Here is a 15,984-nt window from a genome sequence, read left to right as displayed (position 1 = left end):
CGCCGATGCCGAGACGGTCGGGACCTGCGGCCGGGCGGTAACACGCGGGGCACGGGGACGGCCGCGCACCACCAGCCACCGGCTGGTGGCTGGTGGCTGGTGGTGCTGGCCACCGCTGTGAACATCCACGCCAGCGGCACCGGTCGGGAGCGGATCGACCAACCGACTACCCGGCATCCCCGGGCTACCGAGGCATGGGCCGACGGCTCCTGCGGCGTGTTCCGCAGCCATGGCGCGACCGGGAATCGACCCGGAGATCACCGTCAAGAGTTTCGGGGTCTCCGGCGTCTCACCGTTGCCGCAGCGCTGGGAGGTCGAGCGGACGTCCGGCTGGTTCGGCCGCTCGCGCCAATTCTCACGAGGTCACGAGACCTTGCGGCGCCCGCGGGAGTCACAGGTCTCCCGGGCGAGGGGCCGCCATGTGCTACGGAGAACGACGGGTTACGCCCCGGCTATGACCAACCGTGTCGACCCAAATCCAGTGAGAGCACCATCAACTTTTGAGGGAGCCTGCGGTGACGACGGCCGGGCGGTGACGACGGCCGGGCGGTGAGCCAGATGAGGGCGACCGCGGCGGCGCCCGCCCTGGGCGTCAGCTCGTCAGTGCTGATGCTGGCTGGTAGTCATTGTGATGAGTCTGGGAGTGCAGCGCTCGTGGGTGGCCTCGAGAGGTCACCGAGACCCCACCCGCTGTGCTGGACGGGGTACCGGCCCGCGAGGCGGTTGCCTACGTCCGGAAGCGTTACTCCCCACGCGCCGTTGAGACACCCTGGCAACGCCGCTTCGTCTCCCGTTTCCAGTAGCCCCTCGCTCCATTGGTCACAACCAAGAGCGACCGGCAATCGGGGCGCGGCGTCGCGGAGCCGGGGTACGCACCTCGCATCATCGTTCCCCCTTCCATCGCTCCCTCTTCCATCGTTGGGATGTACGGGCACCCCGCCTCCGTCGGTCGACACCCAACACCAGGGTGACTTCCTCCTCCGCCTCGCGATCTACGCGCCCCAGCCCCGCTCCTTCATCCACGCCCCTATTGCCGGGCGCTCTAACGCGGGCGTTTCACGTGGAACATCGTGGACTCACCCGTTCCCGTCCCGACCTGACGACGTGGTACGCGGCAGGTCGGGGACTTCTTGCGCCAGGAGGTACGTCAGGGGCCGGTTCGCGGCCGTTGGCGCCCTACCTCTGGGCGCTCTGGCTGCCGGAAGCGTTCGCGGTACCGGACGGGGGCTGTCTTCAATAAAGATCTACACCGGATGGCCTAACCTGGCTGTGTGAGAGATGTCAATGATGACCTTGATGCTGGATGTCTGGCCGCGTGGACCATCGCGATATGAGCCGTCGCATTGCCAACATCACTCTCGACAACATTGACGACATGCCGCGGCGGTGCCGTCGATGCGTCTTCTGGGAGTTGGACCCGGTCGCACGCAGTCGGGCGGAGGAAGCCGGGGGCACTGAGCTGGAGAAGGAAGCGTGGGTGTCCTCAGCGCTTCTCGAGTGGGGTAGCTGCGGAAAGATCATCTATGTGGACGGCGTCGCGGCCGGGTTCGTGATGTTCGCACCGCCGGCCTATGTACCGCGATCTGTCGCCTTTCCGACGAGTCCCGTCAGCCCGGACGCCGTGCTCCTTATGACTGCAAAAATCTTGGATGACTTCGCTGGCCAGGGCTTGGGGCGTGTTCTCATCCAGTCGGTTGCGAAGGATGTAGTCCGCCGTGGGTTTCGCGCCATCGAGGCTTTCGGGGATCTGCGTGGCGAAGGGACCCGGTGCGTTGTACCCGCCGAGTATCTGCTTGCGGTGGGCTTCAAGACGGTACGGCCGCACCACCGTTGGCCACGGCTGCGGCTTGAGGTCAAGAACGCCGTGAGCTGGCGGGAAGAGGTCGAGGTCGCGCTTGAGCGGCTGCTTGGGTCGATGGCGCCGGAGGCGATGCTGCGCCAGGTCGGCAGCGCGGCTGGGACAGCGCCGACGGGCTGACCGTGTCCCGGTGCAGGTTTTCGTGGGAGACGGTCAGCGGGCGACGGTCAGCCCGTCGGCGCCAGAGGTTCGCGCCGGGGTCGATAGAAAGGGCCAGGTAGGACCTCAGCGGGCCGTACGCGAGGCGAGCGTCGGTACCCGTAGCTGTCCTGTGGGTGGGTCGAGGTCCGGCGGCAGGAACAGCCGCTGTACCGCAGCGAGTATCCCCTCAGCGACGGTGGCCCGAAATTCCGGCGACTCGAGTGCGGCGGCATCGTGCGGGTTCGTGAGATAGCCCAGATCCGTACGGATGGCCGGCATCAGCGTCTGCCGGAGGAGCTCCCAGGTCTTGGCATGGGTGCGGCAGTCAACGAGGTCCGTGCGCGATACAAGTTCCTTCTGCACGAGGCCGGCCAGGCGCTCACCCACGGCGGACGATCCCCGGGCATTGCCGAAGTAGTAGGACGAGACTCCCTGTGCCCACGGCGACCTGCCCGCGTCCAGATGCAATGAGACGAGTAGGTCCGCGCCGATTTCGTTCGCCCGATGTGCGCGTTCGGAGTCGTCCGGTGATTCGTGCGGACCGTGCAGGAGGTATGCCTCCAGGCCGGAGGCCAACAGTCGGGCCTCGAGCCGGGAGGCGAGATCGGCCATGAGGTCGCGCTCGCACAGATGCCCGACGGTGACCCCTGGATCTCCCCCACCATGCCCGGGGTCGATCGCGACCACGACTCCGAGCAGGGACGGACCCTGCTGCAACAGGCGTACCGACTCCCGAAGCACATCCGGACGGCCACCGACGACGGTCCGTTCCAGCTTTTTCAGCTCCCGCAGGGTCAGCGGTCCGCAGCGGCCATCCGGTTCCAAGCCCCGGTTGTGCTGGAAGTCCTTGAGCGCCGCTTCCGTCTGCGAGCTGAAGATCCCGTCCGCTCGTCCCACGTCGAACCCCATGTTCGACAGCCGCTCCTGGAGCGCTGCCACATCGTCTCCGATGAACGGATGGTTGATGCTGTGGTACAGCAGGCGGTCGCCGAGCTTGCGGCGGGCCTCGTCGAGCGCACGGAAGGTGTCCGGGCCGATGATGCCGTCCGCGGACAAGCCTCGGCTCTGCTGAAACGCGCGGACTGCATCATCCAGTGCCTCGTCGAACAGGCTCCCATCCACCGCCGGGTCGGACCTCGACAGGTCGCCCATGGGTCGGCCGGACATGGGCGGATATGACACGTGTGGATCGGTAGGGTGCGGCAGGTCTGTGCTGGCTGGAACCAACAGCGGACCGGTGACCGGGACCTCCGGCAGCGCGGAGGAACCATGATCGCGCAGCCTCGGGCCTCCCGGACCCGGCGCGGATGCGTCTGGCTGACGTGGCGCCGCCGGCAGAAACGCCAGGGAGATCAATGCGGCGCGTACCTCGATGACGGATGGATCACGGTCGCCGAGACGCAGAAGCCTTGCCCCGCGGTTACCACTCGAACCTACTGACGGACGGGTCACGGGGACACAGGCTAACCCCGGATAGCGGCTTCGCCGCGATCCGGGGACCCCGAGCGCGTGGGTGGGCCGCTGTGCGGGGGCCTACCGATCCGCTTCGCGAATCGGTAGGCGTATCGGGGGCGTGGGTGGGGGCTTCGCCGCGATCCGGGGACCCCGAGCGCGTGGGTGGGCCGCTGTGCGGGGGCCTACCGATCCGGCCTCCCCGTGCAACGCCTTCGGCGTAGCACGGGGACCCCTGCCTCATGGGTGGGCTGCTTGATACGCCTACCGATCCGCTTCGCGAATCGGTAGGCGTATCGGGGGCGTGGGTGGGGGCTTCGCCGCGATCCGGGGACCCCAGCCCCGCTCCTTGATCCACTCCCCTATTGTCGGGCGCTCTTACTCAGATGTACGCGGAAAGATCCCGCAGAAGGGCTGCTTTCGGCTTCGCGCCGACAATGCTCTTATCCACCTCGCCGTTCACGAAAACGGCCATGGTGGGTATCGACATGATCTGATACTGCCGGGCGACCTGCGGGTTCTCGTCGATGTTGAGCTTGACTACGCGCAGCTTGTCGCCGTGCTCGGCCGCGATCTCCTCGAGAACCGGGGCGATCATCTTGCACGGCCCGCACCACTCCGCCCAGAAGTCGACGAGGACGGGCACGTTACTTCCCAGAACCTCGTCGGCGAATGTGCTGTCGGTGACGGGCTTAGTAACTCCAGCCATGATGATCTCCTCCCTATCGTTGCTACGGGGATGGTGTCGTGTCAGAACGACTGCGCAGGCACAGCGCCCTGAAGAACCTGGTGGACTGAAGAACCTGAGGAACTCAGAGCGTCCGGAATCCGTGCCTGTCGCCGGCGCTCACTGCGCGACCGTCACGGCGGGTGCCCGCGGTGCCTGTTCGCCTTCGTCCGCGCGCGCGGCCAGCCAACGCTCCGCATCCAGCGCCGCTGCGCACCCGGTGCCGGCCGCTGTGACGGCCTGCCGGTAGATGTGGTCGACGACGTCACCGCAGGCAAAGACTCCTGAAAGGTTGGTCGTGGTCAAGGGATGGTCCACCACGATGTACCCGGCGTCGTCGAGCTTGAGCTGCCCGCGCACGAGCTCCGACCGAGGCTCGTGGCCGATGGCGACGAACAGGCCGGTCGCGAGGATATCGTCCGTCTCTCCCGTCACGGTGTCGCGCACCGTGACGCCGGTCACCGTGTTATCGCCGAGGATGGCCTCGACCACGGCGTTCCACCGAAAACGGATCTTTGGGTTGGCAAGCGCGCGTTCCTGCATGATCGCACTTGCCCGCAGCCGGTCCCGCCGATGGATGATCGTTACGGACCGGCCGAAACGGGTCAGGAACGTTGCCTCTTCCAGAGCCGAGTCACCGCCGCCGACGACGATGATGTCCTGGTCCCTGAAGAAGAACCCGTCACAGGTCGCGCATGCGGACACGCCGTGGCCCAGGAGGCGGGCCTCGTCAGCGATGCCCAGCATGCGGTAGGAGGAGCCGGTGGCGATGATCACAGTGCGGGCGAGGTATGTCTTGTCCGAGACGGTGATGATTTTCGGGTCGGCCCGCAGGTCGACCTCGGTGACGTCGTCGGCGATGAGTTCCGCGCCGAACCGCTCGGCCTGGCGCCGGATGCCCTCCATGAGTTCGGGGCCCTGGATGCCCTCGGGAAAGCCCGGGAAGTTCTCCACCTCCGTTGTGGTCATCAGTGCGCCTCCGGCTGAGACTGCACCCTCGAAGACCAGCGGGCGCAGGTTCGCGCGCGCGGTGTATATCGCCGCGGTATAGCCGGCCGGGCCGGATCCGATGATCACGACGTCGCGCACATCCGGATCGTTTGATCCGGGCCCGCTGCTCTGCGCCGTCACATCTCCACCTGTCCTTTCGGGTCGCCGGCAGTCGCCGGTAAGGCCGTGCGCCAGCCACAACCGTCCCACTGTGCGCCCGATTCCCGGGGCACCGGTCACGGTCCGGCTAGATCTACTTGGGGCCGCCGGCGGCGCGTACAGACATCATCGCGCCGCCTTCGGCCGGGTCTGCCTGTGTGTGGCCGCCGGCGGCGCGTACAGACATCATCGCGCCGCCTTCGGCCGGGGGAAAGATCATTATCGGGTAGTGGTTGTGCTGTACCACAGGGCCGCCGCCATGTTGGTGACGTTGCACCGCTCGTCGAGCACGGCCACCTGCAGTTGGTCGGTGTCATTCGGGCTGGACAGGACGACCAGCACGGCCGGCTGCCCGTTGAAGGTCACCAGATCGAGTGCGACGATGCTCCCGCCCGTCTGCGCGGCCAGGTTGACGTAGCACAACCGTAGGTCCGGTTGGGTCATCTCGGTGATGACAGACGCGACCGCGGCGGATGAATACGTCGTGGCAGCGCCGTACTCGTGCAGTGATATCCGGAGCGTTCCCGGTATCCGCCCGGTCACCAGATCGAGTGCGTGCTGGGGAATCTCGGCCATGGTCACCGGGTATCCGGTATGCGCGAGGATGGCTCCTTCGGCCGTGTCGGCGACCGTACCGGGCGTAGCCTCGCCGGCGGACCTTTCTCCCGCGGGAGCGCGGGGCGCCTGGGCCGTCAGCGGTCCGGCCGCCGGTGCCGGCAGTGGTGCCGCCAGCTGGCTGCTGGCTTCACTGGCGGTGCTCTGCGCGGGATGGTGGGCCAGCGCTACCACGAAGCTGACCATGCCCACCACGACGATCAGGCAGGCCGCCGCCGTGAACCACGCCGGGATCCCCGGCGGCCGGGCCAGCCGCGCTCCGCCGTAGCGCCGGTCGCCGGTCCGACCCGGTATCCGACCTGGTCGCCATGATTCCGACGGTGCCGGTCGCCCGACGGCCGGGTGCTGACCATCCCGGTGCTGACCATTGCGGTGCTGACCATTGCGGTGCTGACCGTCCTGCTCCGAAATCAGGGCGGCGCGTAGCCTCTCGGCGACATCCGCGGGCATCGTCACCGACGCGAGCGCCGCGAGATCCCGACGTACCTGCCGCAGCGCGGTCACGGTTTCGCGGCACTGCGGGCAGGTCCCGACATGCAGGGCCACCCCGGATGGCGAATGGTCGCCCTCGGCATAGGCGTCGAGGTGCTCAACATCCGGATGTTGATCAGCTATCATCGCTGGTCACCTCCTCCGGCCGCGTCGGATGCATTGACGTGCCTGCTCTGACTGACGGAATCGAGCGCCGTAGGGTTCCCAGGACGCAGGTAGTCGAGCATTACAGCCAGCTTTGCGCGTCCTCGCGCGCACCTGCTTTTCACCGTGCCCACCGGCACTGCGAGCAGCGCAGCCGCATCCGCGACCGAATATCCCAGGCCGTCGACCAGTACCACCGCCAGTCGCAGCGCTTCGGGCAGCTGGCCGAGTGCGGCGTCGACGGCGAGCCTGGTCTCACCCTCGGCCATGGCGTCGCGCGGTTCGGCCAGTTCGCCTTCGCCGTCTGTGGGCAGCGGAACCTGTGGTCGAGCCATCCGGCGGCGCAGCCGGTCCAGGCAGGCGTTGACCACGATGCGATGCAGCCACGTAGCCACCGACGCCTCACCCCGGAATGTGGCGGCACCGCGGTAGGCCGAGAGCATGGCCTCCTGAACGGTGTCAGCGGCGTCCTCGCGGTCGCGCAGCATGTTGATCGCCACCGTCCACATGCGGTTGCTGTGGGTCCGAACCAGCGCGGCGAACGCGTCCGGGTCGCCGTTGAGGTGCCGGCGAAGCAGACGGCGGTCCTGTTCGGCATGGTCCGCAGCCGGGGAGAGCGCAGTCTCGCCGACGCCGCCTGCGGGCGGCTCACCTGCGGGCGGCTCACCTGCGGACGGTTCGGAAGTGGTCATCGGACGACGGCCCGGGGGTGGAGGACCGCGGTCCTAGGAGTGGAAGGACATGTCGACGATCGAACCCTTGAAGCGCCCGTCCGATGCCGTCGGCAGCTTGGTCAGCCACACGACCCAGTACTGGTGGGCGGCTGTCGCCGGGACCGACACGGGGGTGGCTGTGCCGGCCGTGGCAGTGGCCTCGGGGACGACAACCGGGTAGCTGTTTATGTCGTTGACCGCTGTGTCACCGGCTCGTAGCTCGAACGAGGTTGGACCACCGCCAAATGTGATCTTCATCTCGTGGACGGTGACTGGTTGACCAAAGTCCAGCCGAAGACCGACCCCGCTCTTGGGCAGTCCGCCGAACTGCCTGCCGTCGGTGTTGTTATAGCCACTGGTCGTCCAGGACGTGGCTGGATTCCCATCGATCGCCTTCGGCGCATCGCTGTTGTTCTCGTCGCCGTCTGATCCCTGGGGGTCGAATGCCGCCACTGTGGGCTTGAGAACGACACCCACTGGGGTGGTCGGTGACGCGGTCGGCGTCGGTGCGGTCGTGGCGTTCTTCTGCGGAGCGCGGTTCAGCATGGTCATCGCGACGACGACGAGGGTTATGGCGACCACAAGCGCGACCACGATCGCCAAGATGCGGCGCGTTGACCATGAGGTCCTCTTGGAGTACGGCGAGCCTTTGCCGCCGCGTCGCCGGGATGCGGTGCGCTGCTGTGTCGGCAACCGTTCCAGCCCGCCGTTGGGATAGCCGCTGTTGGCGGGATAGCCGGCGTTGACCGGGTAGGCGCCTCCCGCACTGCCGCCGCGCGAGCCGCCACCCCTGGGGTAACCACCGTTCGGGCCGGGGTCCTGCCCGGCCGGGCCCGGCCGGGCACCGTCCACCGGGTGCCCGGTGGCGGCGTACTCGGTGGACGGGGACCCTGAGGGCATGGCGCGGGTCATCGGCGGCTCGTCGTCGATGCGGACCCGCCCGAGGTCGAGGGTGCCCTCGGGCGGCGCGATCTCCTCGAGGGCCTCGGCGAGCTCCGCGGCGGATGCGATCGGCGGGCGGTGCGCCCGGTCGTCCCCGAGCGTGGCGAGGGTGAGCGCGTCGATGTTTCGCGGTACGCCCGCCCGCACCTGGCGGGGTGAACACGCCCGTCCGTCGCTGGTCGGCGGCGCTGTGGGTAGCCCGCACTCGCGGTCCAGCGGCCACCGTCCGGTCAGCGCCGAATACAGCAGACCACCCATCGCCCGGACGTCGTCGGCGGCCAGGTTGGTGGAGTCGGCCCATGGTTCAGCCTGGCTGTGCGCGCCTTTCTCCAGGGCGGCGACGACCGAGCCGGTACCGAGGTCGACCACCTTGACCATGCCGTGGTGCGAGATGATGACGTCGCTGGGCCGCAGGTCGCCGTGGTGGATGCCGCGCTCGTGGGCGGCGGCGAGCACCCGCGCGACGGCCAGCATCACGGTCGCGGCCTGGTCCGGCCGCAACGGGCCCTCGGCGGACAACGCCTGCAGGGAGGTGCCCTCCACCCATTCGCTCACCACGTAGGACACCGGACCGGCGCCGGTGGTGGTCGAGGTTGCGTCATAGGTCGATGCCGCGCCCGGGTGAACCAGCCGGCCGGAGGCGATGGCTGCGGACAACAGCATCTCGGCGGCGCGATCATGCGCCGCCGCCGCGGCGTCGCGCGTGTCCGGACTGAAGCGCTGCACCACGCGGACGGCAACGGGGCGAGCGAGGATGCGGTCGTCGCCACGCCACAGGGTGACCGGACCACGCGCGTGCATGACTGACAGTAGTTGGTATCGGCCGTCCAGCATGGTCTTCACCGGAAGGGTGTCAGGCCCCGGCGGCGGCATCGGGCCGGTCTCATCCGCAGGCGGAGAGTGGGACCCGGGTTCCGCCATGGTGTCGGCCCTGCGGGTTGCGCTGCTCGTCACATCTTCATTGACGTCAGCCAGCGGCGGTCGGTTGTGCCCGTCGACCACTGTGCCTCCGTCATCACCGGCGCGCCCGGCTGTCGTAGCCGGATGCAGCTTGTTCAGTGTACGAGCCCCGGGCCTGCCGATCGGTGATTGCACCGGTTGCGATTGGAATCAGTGCGCAGATCGGGAACCGAACCGGCCACGAACGGTCGTGACGAGCGCCGCCATCTCCGCGAGTCTCATCCGGACAATAGTCATGAGATAGATCATAACCCCAACCGTGCAGGCGAGAAGCACGCTCACGCCGGATCCGATCCAGCCCGAACCGATGACCATGCGCACTCCCCAGGCGACGGCTGCCGCCACCACCGCGCTCAGGCCGCCGGCGATGGTTACTTGAGTGAGCATCCGAGCGATCCGTGCACCGTCGATGTCACCGAGGCGAGCCCGCAGCAGCGTTGACGAGGCGGCAACGCCTACCAGGTAGGACGCGGCGAATGCGAGGGCCAGCGCGACCGACCGGTGTCGTTCGGGCAGCAGCGAGCTCAGCGCGACCGCGCACACGATGTTGGTAGCCACGACGCCTATGTTGATCAATGCGGGTGTACGGCTGTCCTGGTAGGCGTAGAACGCCCGCAGCTGCACCTGGAACAGCGAGAACGGCACCAGGGCGACGGCGAAGGCGGCGAGGGTGTCGCCGATCCGCAGGGCGCCGGTGTAGCTCACGGCGCCGTGGTTGAAGACCGTTATCGCGATCGGGCGACCCAGCGCCAGCAACATGAGTGCCGCCGGCACGATCACGACGCCGGCCAGGCGCATCCCGGTGGAGAGATCCCGGCGGACGAGGTCGCCCCGGTTGTCGGCGGCGTGCGCGCTCATCCGTGGCAGCAGCGCGGTGATCACCGATACGGCGATGATTGCGTAGGGTAGCTGAAAAATCTGATATCCGTACGTGTAGACGGTGTACGCCGTCGCGGAGCTGGACAGCCGCACGATGACCAGGTACCCGACCTGGCTGACCGCCACGTAGAGCAGCGTCCAGCCGGCCAGCCGCACCGCCTGGCGCAGCCCGGGGTGGGAGAGGTCCAGCCGCGGCCGGTAGTGGAACCCGACCGCACGCAGCGACGGCAGCAGGGCGAACGTCATGACCACCACGCCGAGGGTCGTGCCGGCAGCCAACACCGTGATCTGGGCATCGCTGATCCCACCGACGGTGGGCGGCCTGGGGCCGGGCACGAAGATGAACGCCATGCAGGTGGCGATCACGATCAGGTTGTTGAGTATGGGCGCGAACATCGGTGCGGCGAACGACTGCCGCACGTTGAGTATCGCACCGATCGTGGCGCCCAGGCCATAGAAGATCACCTGTGGCAGGAACCAGCGCAGGAACGTCACGGCGAGGTCCCGCTCGGCGCCGCCGGCGGCCAGATAGGCGTTGACGATGAGCGGGGCGGCCACCATCGCGACCACCACCGCCCCACCGAGCGCCAGCACTACCAGGGTGAGCAGCGAGGATGCGAACGCCTCGCCCTGGTCGGGGTCGTCCTTGGCGGCCCGGACGAGTACCGGCACGATGACGCTGGACAGCACTCCGCCGAGCAGCAGGTCGTAGAGGATGTTCGGGGTCGTGTTGGCGACGTTGTAGGCGTCCCCGGCCGCGCCCGTGCCGATGGCCGTCGCGATCGCCACCGTGCGCAGGAAACCTGATGCCCGGGACGCGACCGTGCCGATTGCCATCGTGCCGCTGGCCCGGCCCAGGGTCATCCCCCCGCGGCCGGCGGACTTCGACGGGCCCTTACCCGACGGGCCGCTGGTCGACGGGCCCTTACCCGACGGGCCCCGTCCCGGCCCGACCTGGTGGGGCGTGGCCAGCGGCGTCGTCCGGTGTGGTGTGCCGTGCTGGGGCCGGGTTGACGGAGCGGCTGGTGGCGCACCGAAGGGTCCGGGCGTCTGGGTGGTCGGCCCGCTGGGATCGAAGCCGGGTTGTCTGCGATGTCGGGCGGGTGGCTTCCTGGTCCCGTCTCCGGGTCCGGCCGTCATCGCCGTGCTCCCTGGCTCCTGGCGGTTCCCTGGTGTCCGGCGGTTCCCTCGTTCATGACCGTGTGGGTGGTGCGGACGAGTCGCTCCAGGTCGTCTCTGCGGTACTCGCCGGCCCGGCGTGCATCTCCCGGGCGCTCCCCGGCTCGTGGGTCGCGGGAAGCGGGCTCCGCGAGCGTCCGGCGTGCGCATTCCAGGGTGTCCGGACTATTCCGGATATCCGAATCATCCATATCTTGCGGCGGCGATGCGGCGGGCGGTTGCCGGTGCGGCGCCCGCAGGCGGCGGAACAGCCGAATCGCCACGGCGAGCACGAGGATCGCCAGTGAACCTCCGGTTATCGCCACCGCGATGACCCCGAAGACCGTCGACTTCACCAGGATCCGCAGTGGCGGGCCGGCCGACAGCGGCCGTCCGGCGGGAGTGAGTATCTGGATGTCCACGGGGAACGTACCGGCACCTTCGGCATCGACGTCGACCTCGATCTGCTCCTTCTGCAGAGGGGGTACTGTAAGTGTCACTCTTGTCGCTGATCGTAGCCGGGAATGGTCCGTGGACGCCAGCGAGAGGACCACGTTGACAGTGAACGTGGTGTTGTTCTCGAGGGTGACCGGAACCTTGCCGTGTTTGCTTGTCAGCGACACGCTCCGGGATGCGACCACCCGGATGCCCTCCCGCAGAGCGCGTACCGCACCGGCGACACCCGAGCTCAGGGTGTCCGCGCCGTCCGTGCCCTCGGAGCCCACCCGCCAGGCGACCGACTCGGTTGCAGTGAGGGTGTTCTCCATCGCGTCAATGCCGGCGGCTGTGCAGTTGCGCAGTCCGGGTGACCCCGAGCCCTGTGGACACAGGACGGACTTGAGGGCCTGTACCTGACTGCGCAGATCCTCTGTGGCGATCATCCGGGTGACGGGCAGCTCTGCTGCCCGGGCCCAGCCGGGGTATCCGAGGGGACCGCGTTCGCCGCTTGCGGCAGCCGAACCCACCATGCCTGAACCCACCGTGCCCGAACCCACCGTGCCCGAACCCGCGGAGGTACCGCCCGCTGCCGGTGTCCCGATCAGCGGCACCGGCCGGGAGAACGGAGTCGACAGGCTGCCCAACACCTCCTGCGCCCAGTCGGCCGGCGGGTCCCAGTAGCGCGGCAGCGCCAGCGTCTGGGCGCGGGCGAGGCCTGGACGCTCGGCTGTGATCATGGCGATTTCGGCGATGAAATCGTGGAATGACTCTGCCTGGGTCGACGAATCGGTCGGCGTCGTGGTTCCGGTCGCGAGCCTGGCCAGTTCCGTGTCGGCGGCCAGCGCCCGGGTGACACCACCGGAAGTCGCGATAGTGGTGCCGGCCGCGGGAGTGTAGTCCCGGTCCGGGTCCTTCGGCGGCAGCAGGCGCGAGTCGGTGATCACGGTGGTGATACCCATCCGGCGCAGCAGGTCGAGTGTGGTCTGGTCGACGAGCCCGTCAGCGGGGTAGGCGATCGTCGTGTCCGGTGTACGACCGATGGCGTTCGCGACGACGGTCTGGCCGGTCAGCAGCGCCACCAGGATGCTGTGGAACTCCTGCGCCCGGGTCAGCGCCACGACGTCGACGTCGCCGTAGGGTAGGGCGAAGATCGTGCCGCCCGCATCCGCGAACGCCTTCAGCTTCGCCAGGAAGGTCGCGGCATCCCGGTTCGGGCGTCGGGGGCTCGGACCGGACGGTGTGGCCACCTCATACGGGCTGTCAGCGATGATTTTCAGTGTCTGCACGAGGACCGGGTCGACCGCGAGGGTGACGGTCGGTGTCTGCTCGCCCCGGGCGGGAACGACGGCGTTCAGCAACCGGTCGAGGCGGCCACCCGGTGCGACGAGGCGGGTCAGGTCATCGTCGGTGAGCCGACCGTCCGCTCGCAGCCGTGGCACGTCCGCGAGCGGCAGCACAACCGAGACCGGCGTGGGTGCGGTGACGTCGACGGGAGCCCAGACCAGGAAGGTGTATGTCGTTCCGACAATCCTGCGCTGGCCGGCTACCGTCCCGGTCGCGGTGATCCGCACCGGGTACACCTTCAGTGCCGCAGGCAGGTTCAGGCCGGCCGGGTTGGCGATTGCAGTGAATGCTGCCGGCAGCGCACCTGGCACCAGCGGGTTGGCAATCGGTTGGGAGGCAACCGCCGTCGGGTAGGGCAGCGCGGCCGCCGCGGCCGTGTTGGTGCGTAGGTTCGCGAGGTCACCGCGGCTGGACATCGAACGTCCGAGGTCGACCCGTACCTCAAGATTCGAGACCTGGGTGGTCCCGATGAGTTCCAGGCGGCCCGTCATCTTCAACGGTGCCTGGGGTCGCCCGATCTGGGTGAACTCGTCGATAGCGATACGCACTGGTTGTACGGAAACGTTCGGGGGAGCGGTCGACGCCACAGGCGAGGATTTATTCAGCCGCGGGTTCGCAAGCCCCGACCGGGCTGGGGGCAAACCTGTGGATACCCGGGTGGAAACTGTGGATAGTCCTGTGGATCCTGTGGACGCCGGGGCTGGCTGTGCGCGGACAGAAGTTGCACCCAGAGCCAGCACGGCGAGTGACGTCAGGATCAGGGTGACCATTCTGATACTCCGGGCCGTCAGAGAATCATCGCGGTGTGTCACGTAGCATCCATGAGGATGCCGGGCACCTGGTTCAGGAGCCTGCGTTCGTCATCGTAGGCAAGGAGTTCGGGCACCTCCACCAGCGGGACCCAGGCGACTTCGCTGACCTCGACATCGGCGTCGGACAGTTCCCCGGCCGTCCGTAGTAGAAGATAGTGGTGAACGGTTTTGTGCACGCGTGCCCGTCCGGCCACGAACCAGAAGTCGATCGTGCCGAGCCGACCGAGTACCCGTCCGGTCACACCAGTCTCCTCCGCCACCTCCCGAACCGCTGCCTGTTCCGCGGTCTCGCCGCCTTCGACATGCCCTTTCGGCAGCGACCACAACAGTCGGCCACGGCGGTCACGGCGCGCGATCAGCGCTGCGTTCGCCATTTCTGAAGGGTCATCCAGAACGAGCCCGCCCGCCGAAGTTTCCTCTACCCGCCGAAGTCGCCGACGAGGGGATGTCGAGGACGGGGACATGAGCTGATCGTACGAGTCGTCCGCGTCACACCCGACGTGAACGGTCACTGTCGGACATCGACTCTGCCGTCGCGCTGACGCCGGTCCTGCGGTGGTGGATCGCCGGAGGCGATTGTGCGCCGATGGGTGGTTGTTCGGTGGAGGGCAGAGCTGCCCGATACGCTGAAACAGTGTCGGTGATCTGCCTGGACAACCCACGTGACTCCGCGGAGCGAGCTGTCAGTGCCCTTCTCAAGGTACCGGCTCCCGCCGACGACCTGGGACGGCTCTTTGCCGGTGCCGGCCACAGCCTGTACCTCGTCGGTGGTTCGGTCCGGGACGCGCTGCTCGGCCGCCTGAGCGTCGACGCCACGTCCGCTGGCGTGGGTGCGTCTGATCTCGATTTCGCCACCGACGCCCGTCCGGAGCGTGTCCTTGAGATCACCCGCGGCTGGGCGGACGCCACCTGGGAGGCCGGGATCGCCTTCGGAACCGTCGGCCTGATCCGCGCCGGGGTGCGGTTCGAGGTGACCACTTACCGCACCGAAGCGTATGACCGGACATCCCGGAATCCCACAGTTGCCTACGGTGACACCCTGGAAGGCGATCTCGTCCGTCGCGACTTCACCGTGAACGCGATGGCCGTGTCCGTACCCGGCCATGAGTTCGTCGACCTGTTCGGCGGCATGGCGGACCTCGCCCGCAAGGTGCTGCGGACCCCGGGCTCCCCCGAGGCGTCCTTGGACGACGACCCGCTGCGCATCCTGCGGGCCGCTCGGTTCGAAGCGCAGCTCGGGCTGATCCCGGTCGGCGAGCTGGTCGCGGCGATGCGCTCCAGGACACCCCGCCTGACGATCGTATCGGTCGAGCGCATTCGGGATGAGCTGCGCAAACTCATGATCTGCGCGGATCCCGTGGTCGGGTTGGAACGGTTGGTGGACATCGGGGTCGCGGACATCGTCCTGCCGGACCTGCCTGCGCTGCGGATGGAGATCGACGAGCACCACCAGCACAAGGACGTCTACACCCACACCCTGACCGTGCTGCGCCAGGCGATCGCGCTGGAGGACCCGCTTCCCGACGGCGGCCCGGACGAGGTGCTGCGCTGGGCCGCCCTGCTGCACGACATCGGCAAGCCGCGGACCCGCCGGCACGCACCCGGCGGCGGAGTCTCCTTTCACCACCACGAGGTGGTCGGACGCGACATGACCCGCAAGCGGCTGGCGGAGCTGCGGTTCCCCAAGGACGTTGCGGACGCGGTCACCCTGTTGGTGTTCCTGCATCTGCGGTTCCATGGCTACGGCCGCGGCGAGTGGACCGACGCGGCGGTCCGGCGGTACGTCCACGATGCCGGGCCGCAGCTGTCCCGGCTGCACAAACTCGTCCGTTCGGACTGCACGACGCGCAACCGGCGCAAGGCCGAGGCGCTGACCGCGACCTACGACACGCTTGAGGAGCGGATCGCCCGACTGTCCGAGCGCGAGGAGATCGCCGCGATCCGCCCGGAACTCTCCGGGGACGACATCATGGAGCTGCTGGGCCTCTCGCCCGGGCGGCTGGTCGGCCAGGCGCGGGCGCACATGCTCGACTTCCGTTTCGAGGCGGGCCTGGTAGGACGGGAAGCGGCCGAGACCGAACTCCTGCGCTGGGCGCGGGAGAACGACGTCCCGCTTCCCGGCGACCTGCCTGACCAGGCAACCTAGCTCGACCTGCCTGA

11 protein-coding genes and 1 pseudogene are annotated in these 15,984 nt (G+C 68.2%); 3 read left to right on the top strand and 9 right to left on the bottom strand.

Translation table 11 applies throughout. From position 1 onward, the window contains the following. Positions 1-689: 689 nt before the first annotated feature. Both U9978_RS24200 and U9978_RS21845 read left to right on the top strand, forming a co-directional pair. A pseudogene (locus tag U9978_RS24200) lies at positions 690-803 on the top strand (protein phosphatase); the annotation flags it as partial. A 527-nt stretch (positions 804-1,330) separates the two neighbouring features. Further along, the gene (locus tag U9978_RS21845; RefSeq protein WP_322763020.1) at positions 1,331-1,978 is read left to right on the top strand and encodes a GNAT family N-acetyltransferase; all 648 of its coding nucleotides are present in this window, start codon (positions 1,331-1,333) and stop codon (positions 1,976-1,978) included. A 105-nt stretch (positions 1,979-2,083) separates the two neighbouring features. Here the strand turns inward: U9978_RS21845 and U9978_RS21840 are convergent, their stop codons facing one another. The 9 genes from U9978_RS21840 to U9978_RS21800 form a co-directional block, all read right to left on the bottom strand. Beyond that, complete coding sequence (locus U9978_RS21840; protein WP_416211090.1) at positions 2,084-3,451, bottom strand: N-acetylmuramoyl-L-alanine amidase; 1,368 nt, start codon at positions 3,449-3,451, stop codon at positions 2,084-2,086. A 382-nt stretch (positions 3,452-3,833) separates the two neighbouring features. Next, positions 3,834-4,160 (bottom strand): thioredoxin, encoded by a 327-nt coding sequence (trxA, locus tag U9978_RS21835; RefSeq protein ID WP_322763018.1) that lies wholly within the window; start codon positions 4,158-4,160, stop codon positions 3,834-3,836. 138 nt (positions 4,161-4,298) lie between these two features. Next, positions 4,299-5,309 (bottom strand): thioredoxin-disulfide reductase, encoded by a 1,011-nt coding sequence (gene trxB / locus U9978_RS21830; protein ID WP_322763017.1) that lies wholly within the window; start codon positions 5,307-5,309, stop codon positions 4,299-4,301. A gap of 237 nt (positions 5,310-5,546) precedes the next feature. Then, positions 5,547-6,560, bottom strand: coding sequence for a hypothetical protein (locus U9978_RS21825; RefSeq protein WP_322763016.1), 1,014 nt, complete (start codon positions 6,558-6,560; stop codon positions 5,547-5,549). Next, positions 6,557-7,270: an RNA polymerase sigma factor SigM gene (gene sigM, locus U9978_RS21820; protein WP_322763015.1), complete on the bottom strand. Its 714-nt coding sequence runs from the start codon at positions 7,268-7,270 to the stop codon at positions 6,557-6,559. The genes U9978_RS21825 and sigM overlap by 4 nt, the downstream gene beginning before the upstream one ends. A 33-nt stretch (positions 7,271-7,303) precedes the next feature. Continuing rightward, positions 7,304-9,235: a protein kinase family protein gene (locus U9978_RS21815; protein WP_322763014.1), complete on the bottom strand. Its 1,932-nt coding sequence runs from the start codon at positions 9,233-9,235 to the stop codon at positions 7,304-7,306. 108 nt (positions 9,236-9,343) lie between these two features. After that, positions 9,344-11,212, bottom strand: coding sequence for a murein biosynthesis integral membrane protein MurJ (gene murJ, locus U9978_RS21810; protein WP_322763013.1), 1,869 nt, complete (start codon positions 11,210-11,212; stop codon positions 9,344-9,346). After that, a complete protein-coding gene (locus U9978_RS21805; RefSeq protein WP_322763012.1) occupies positions 11,209-13,782 on the bottom strand; it encodes a DUF6049 family protein in 2,574 nt (857 codons plus the stop codon). Before U9978_RS21805 ends, murJ begins: the two co-directional genes overlap by 4 nt. 38 nt (positions 13,783-13,820) lie before the next feature. Then, complete coding sequence (locus U9978_RS21800; RefSeq protein WP_416211091.1) at positions 13,821-14,447, bottom strand: NUDIX hydrolase; 627 nt, start codon at positions 14,445-14,447, stop codon at positions 13,821-13,823. 17 nt (positions 14,448-14,464) lie between these two features. On the opposite strand from U9978_RS21800, the gene U9978_RS21795 reads away from it, so the two are divergent. Continuing rightward, on the top strand, positions 14,465-15,970 hold the full coding sequence (locus U9978_RS21795; RefSeq protein ID WP_322763021.1) for a CCA tRNA nucleotidyltransferase: 1,506 nt from the start codon (positions 14,465-14,467) through the stop codon (positions 15,968-15,970). Positions 15,971-15,984 lie beyond the last annotated feature (14 nt).

The sequence above is a fragment of the Protofrankia sp. Cr2 genome, from assembly GCF_963555885.1.
Lineage (GTDB): Bacteria > Actinomycetota > Actinomycetes > Frankiales > Frankiaceae > Protofrankia.
Note: the sequence above shows the minus strand (reverse complement) of the source record. Positions and strands in the feature narration are given on the sequence as shown.

Bases quoted from the DNA above. Each gene is read 5' to 3' on its own strand.
- murJ (WP_322763013.1), bottom strand. From the start codon at position 11,212: ATGACGGCCGGACCCGGAGACGGGACCAGGAAGCCACCCGCCCGACAT.
- trxA (WP_322763018.1), bottom strand. From the start codon at position 4,160: ATGGCTGGAGTTACTAAGCCCGTCACCGACAGCACATTCGCCGACGAG.
- U9978_RS21845 (WP_322763020.1), top strand. From the start codon at position 1,331: ATGAGCCGTCGCATTGCCAACATCACTCTCGACAACATTGACGACATG.
- sigM (WP_322763015.1), bottom strand. From the start codon at position 7,270: ATGACCACTTCCGAACCGTCCGCAGGTGAGCCGCCCGCAGGTGAGCCG.
- U9978_RS21805 (WP_322763012.1), bottom strand. From the start codon at position 13,782: ATGGTCACCCTGATCCTGACGTCACTCGCCGTGCTGGCTCTGGGTGCA.
- U9978_RS21825 (WP_322763016.1), bottom strand. From the start codon at position 6,560: ATGATAGCTGATCAACATCCGGATGTTGAGCACCTCGACGCCTATGCC.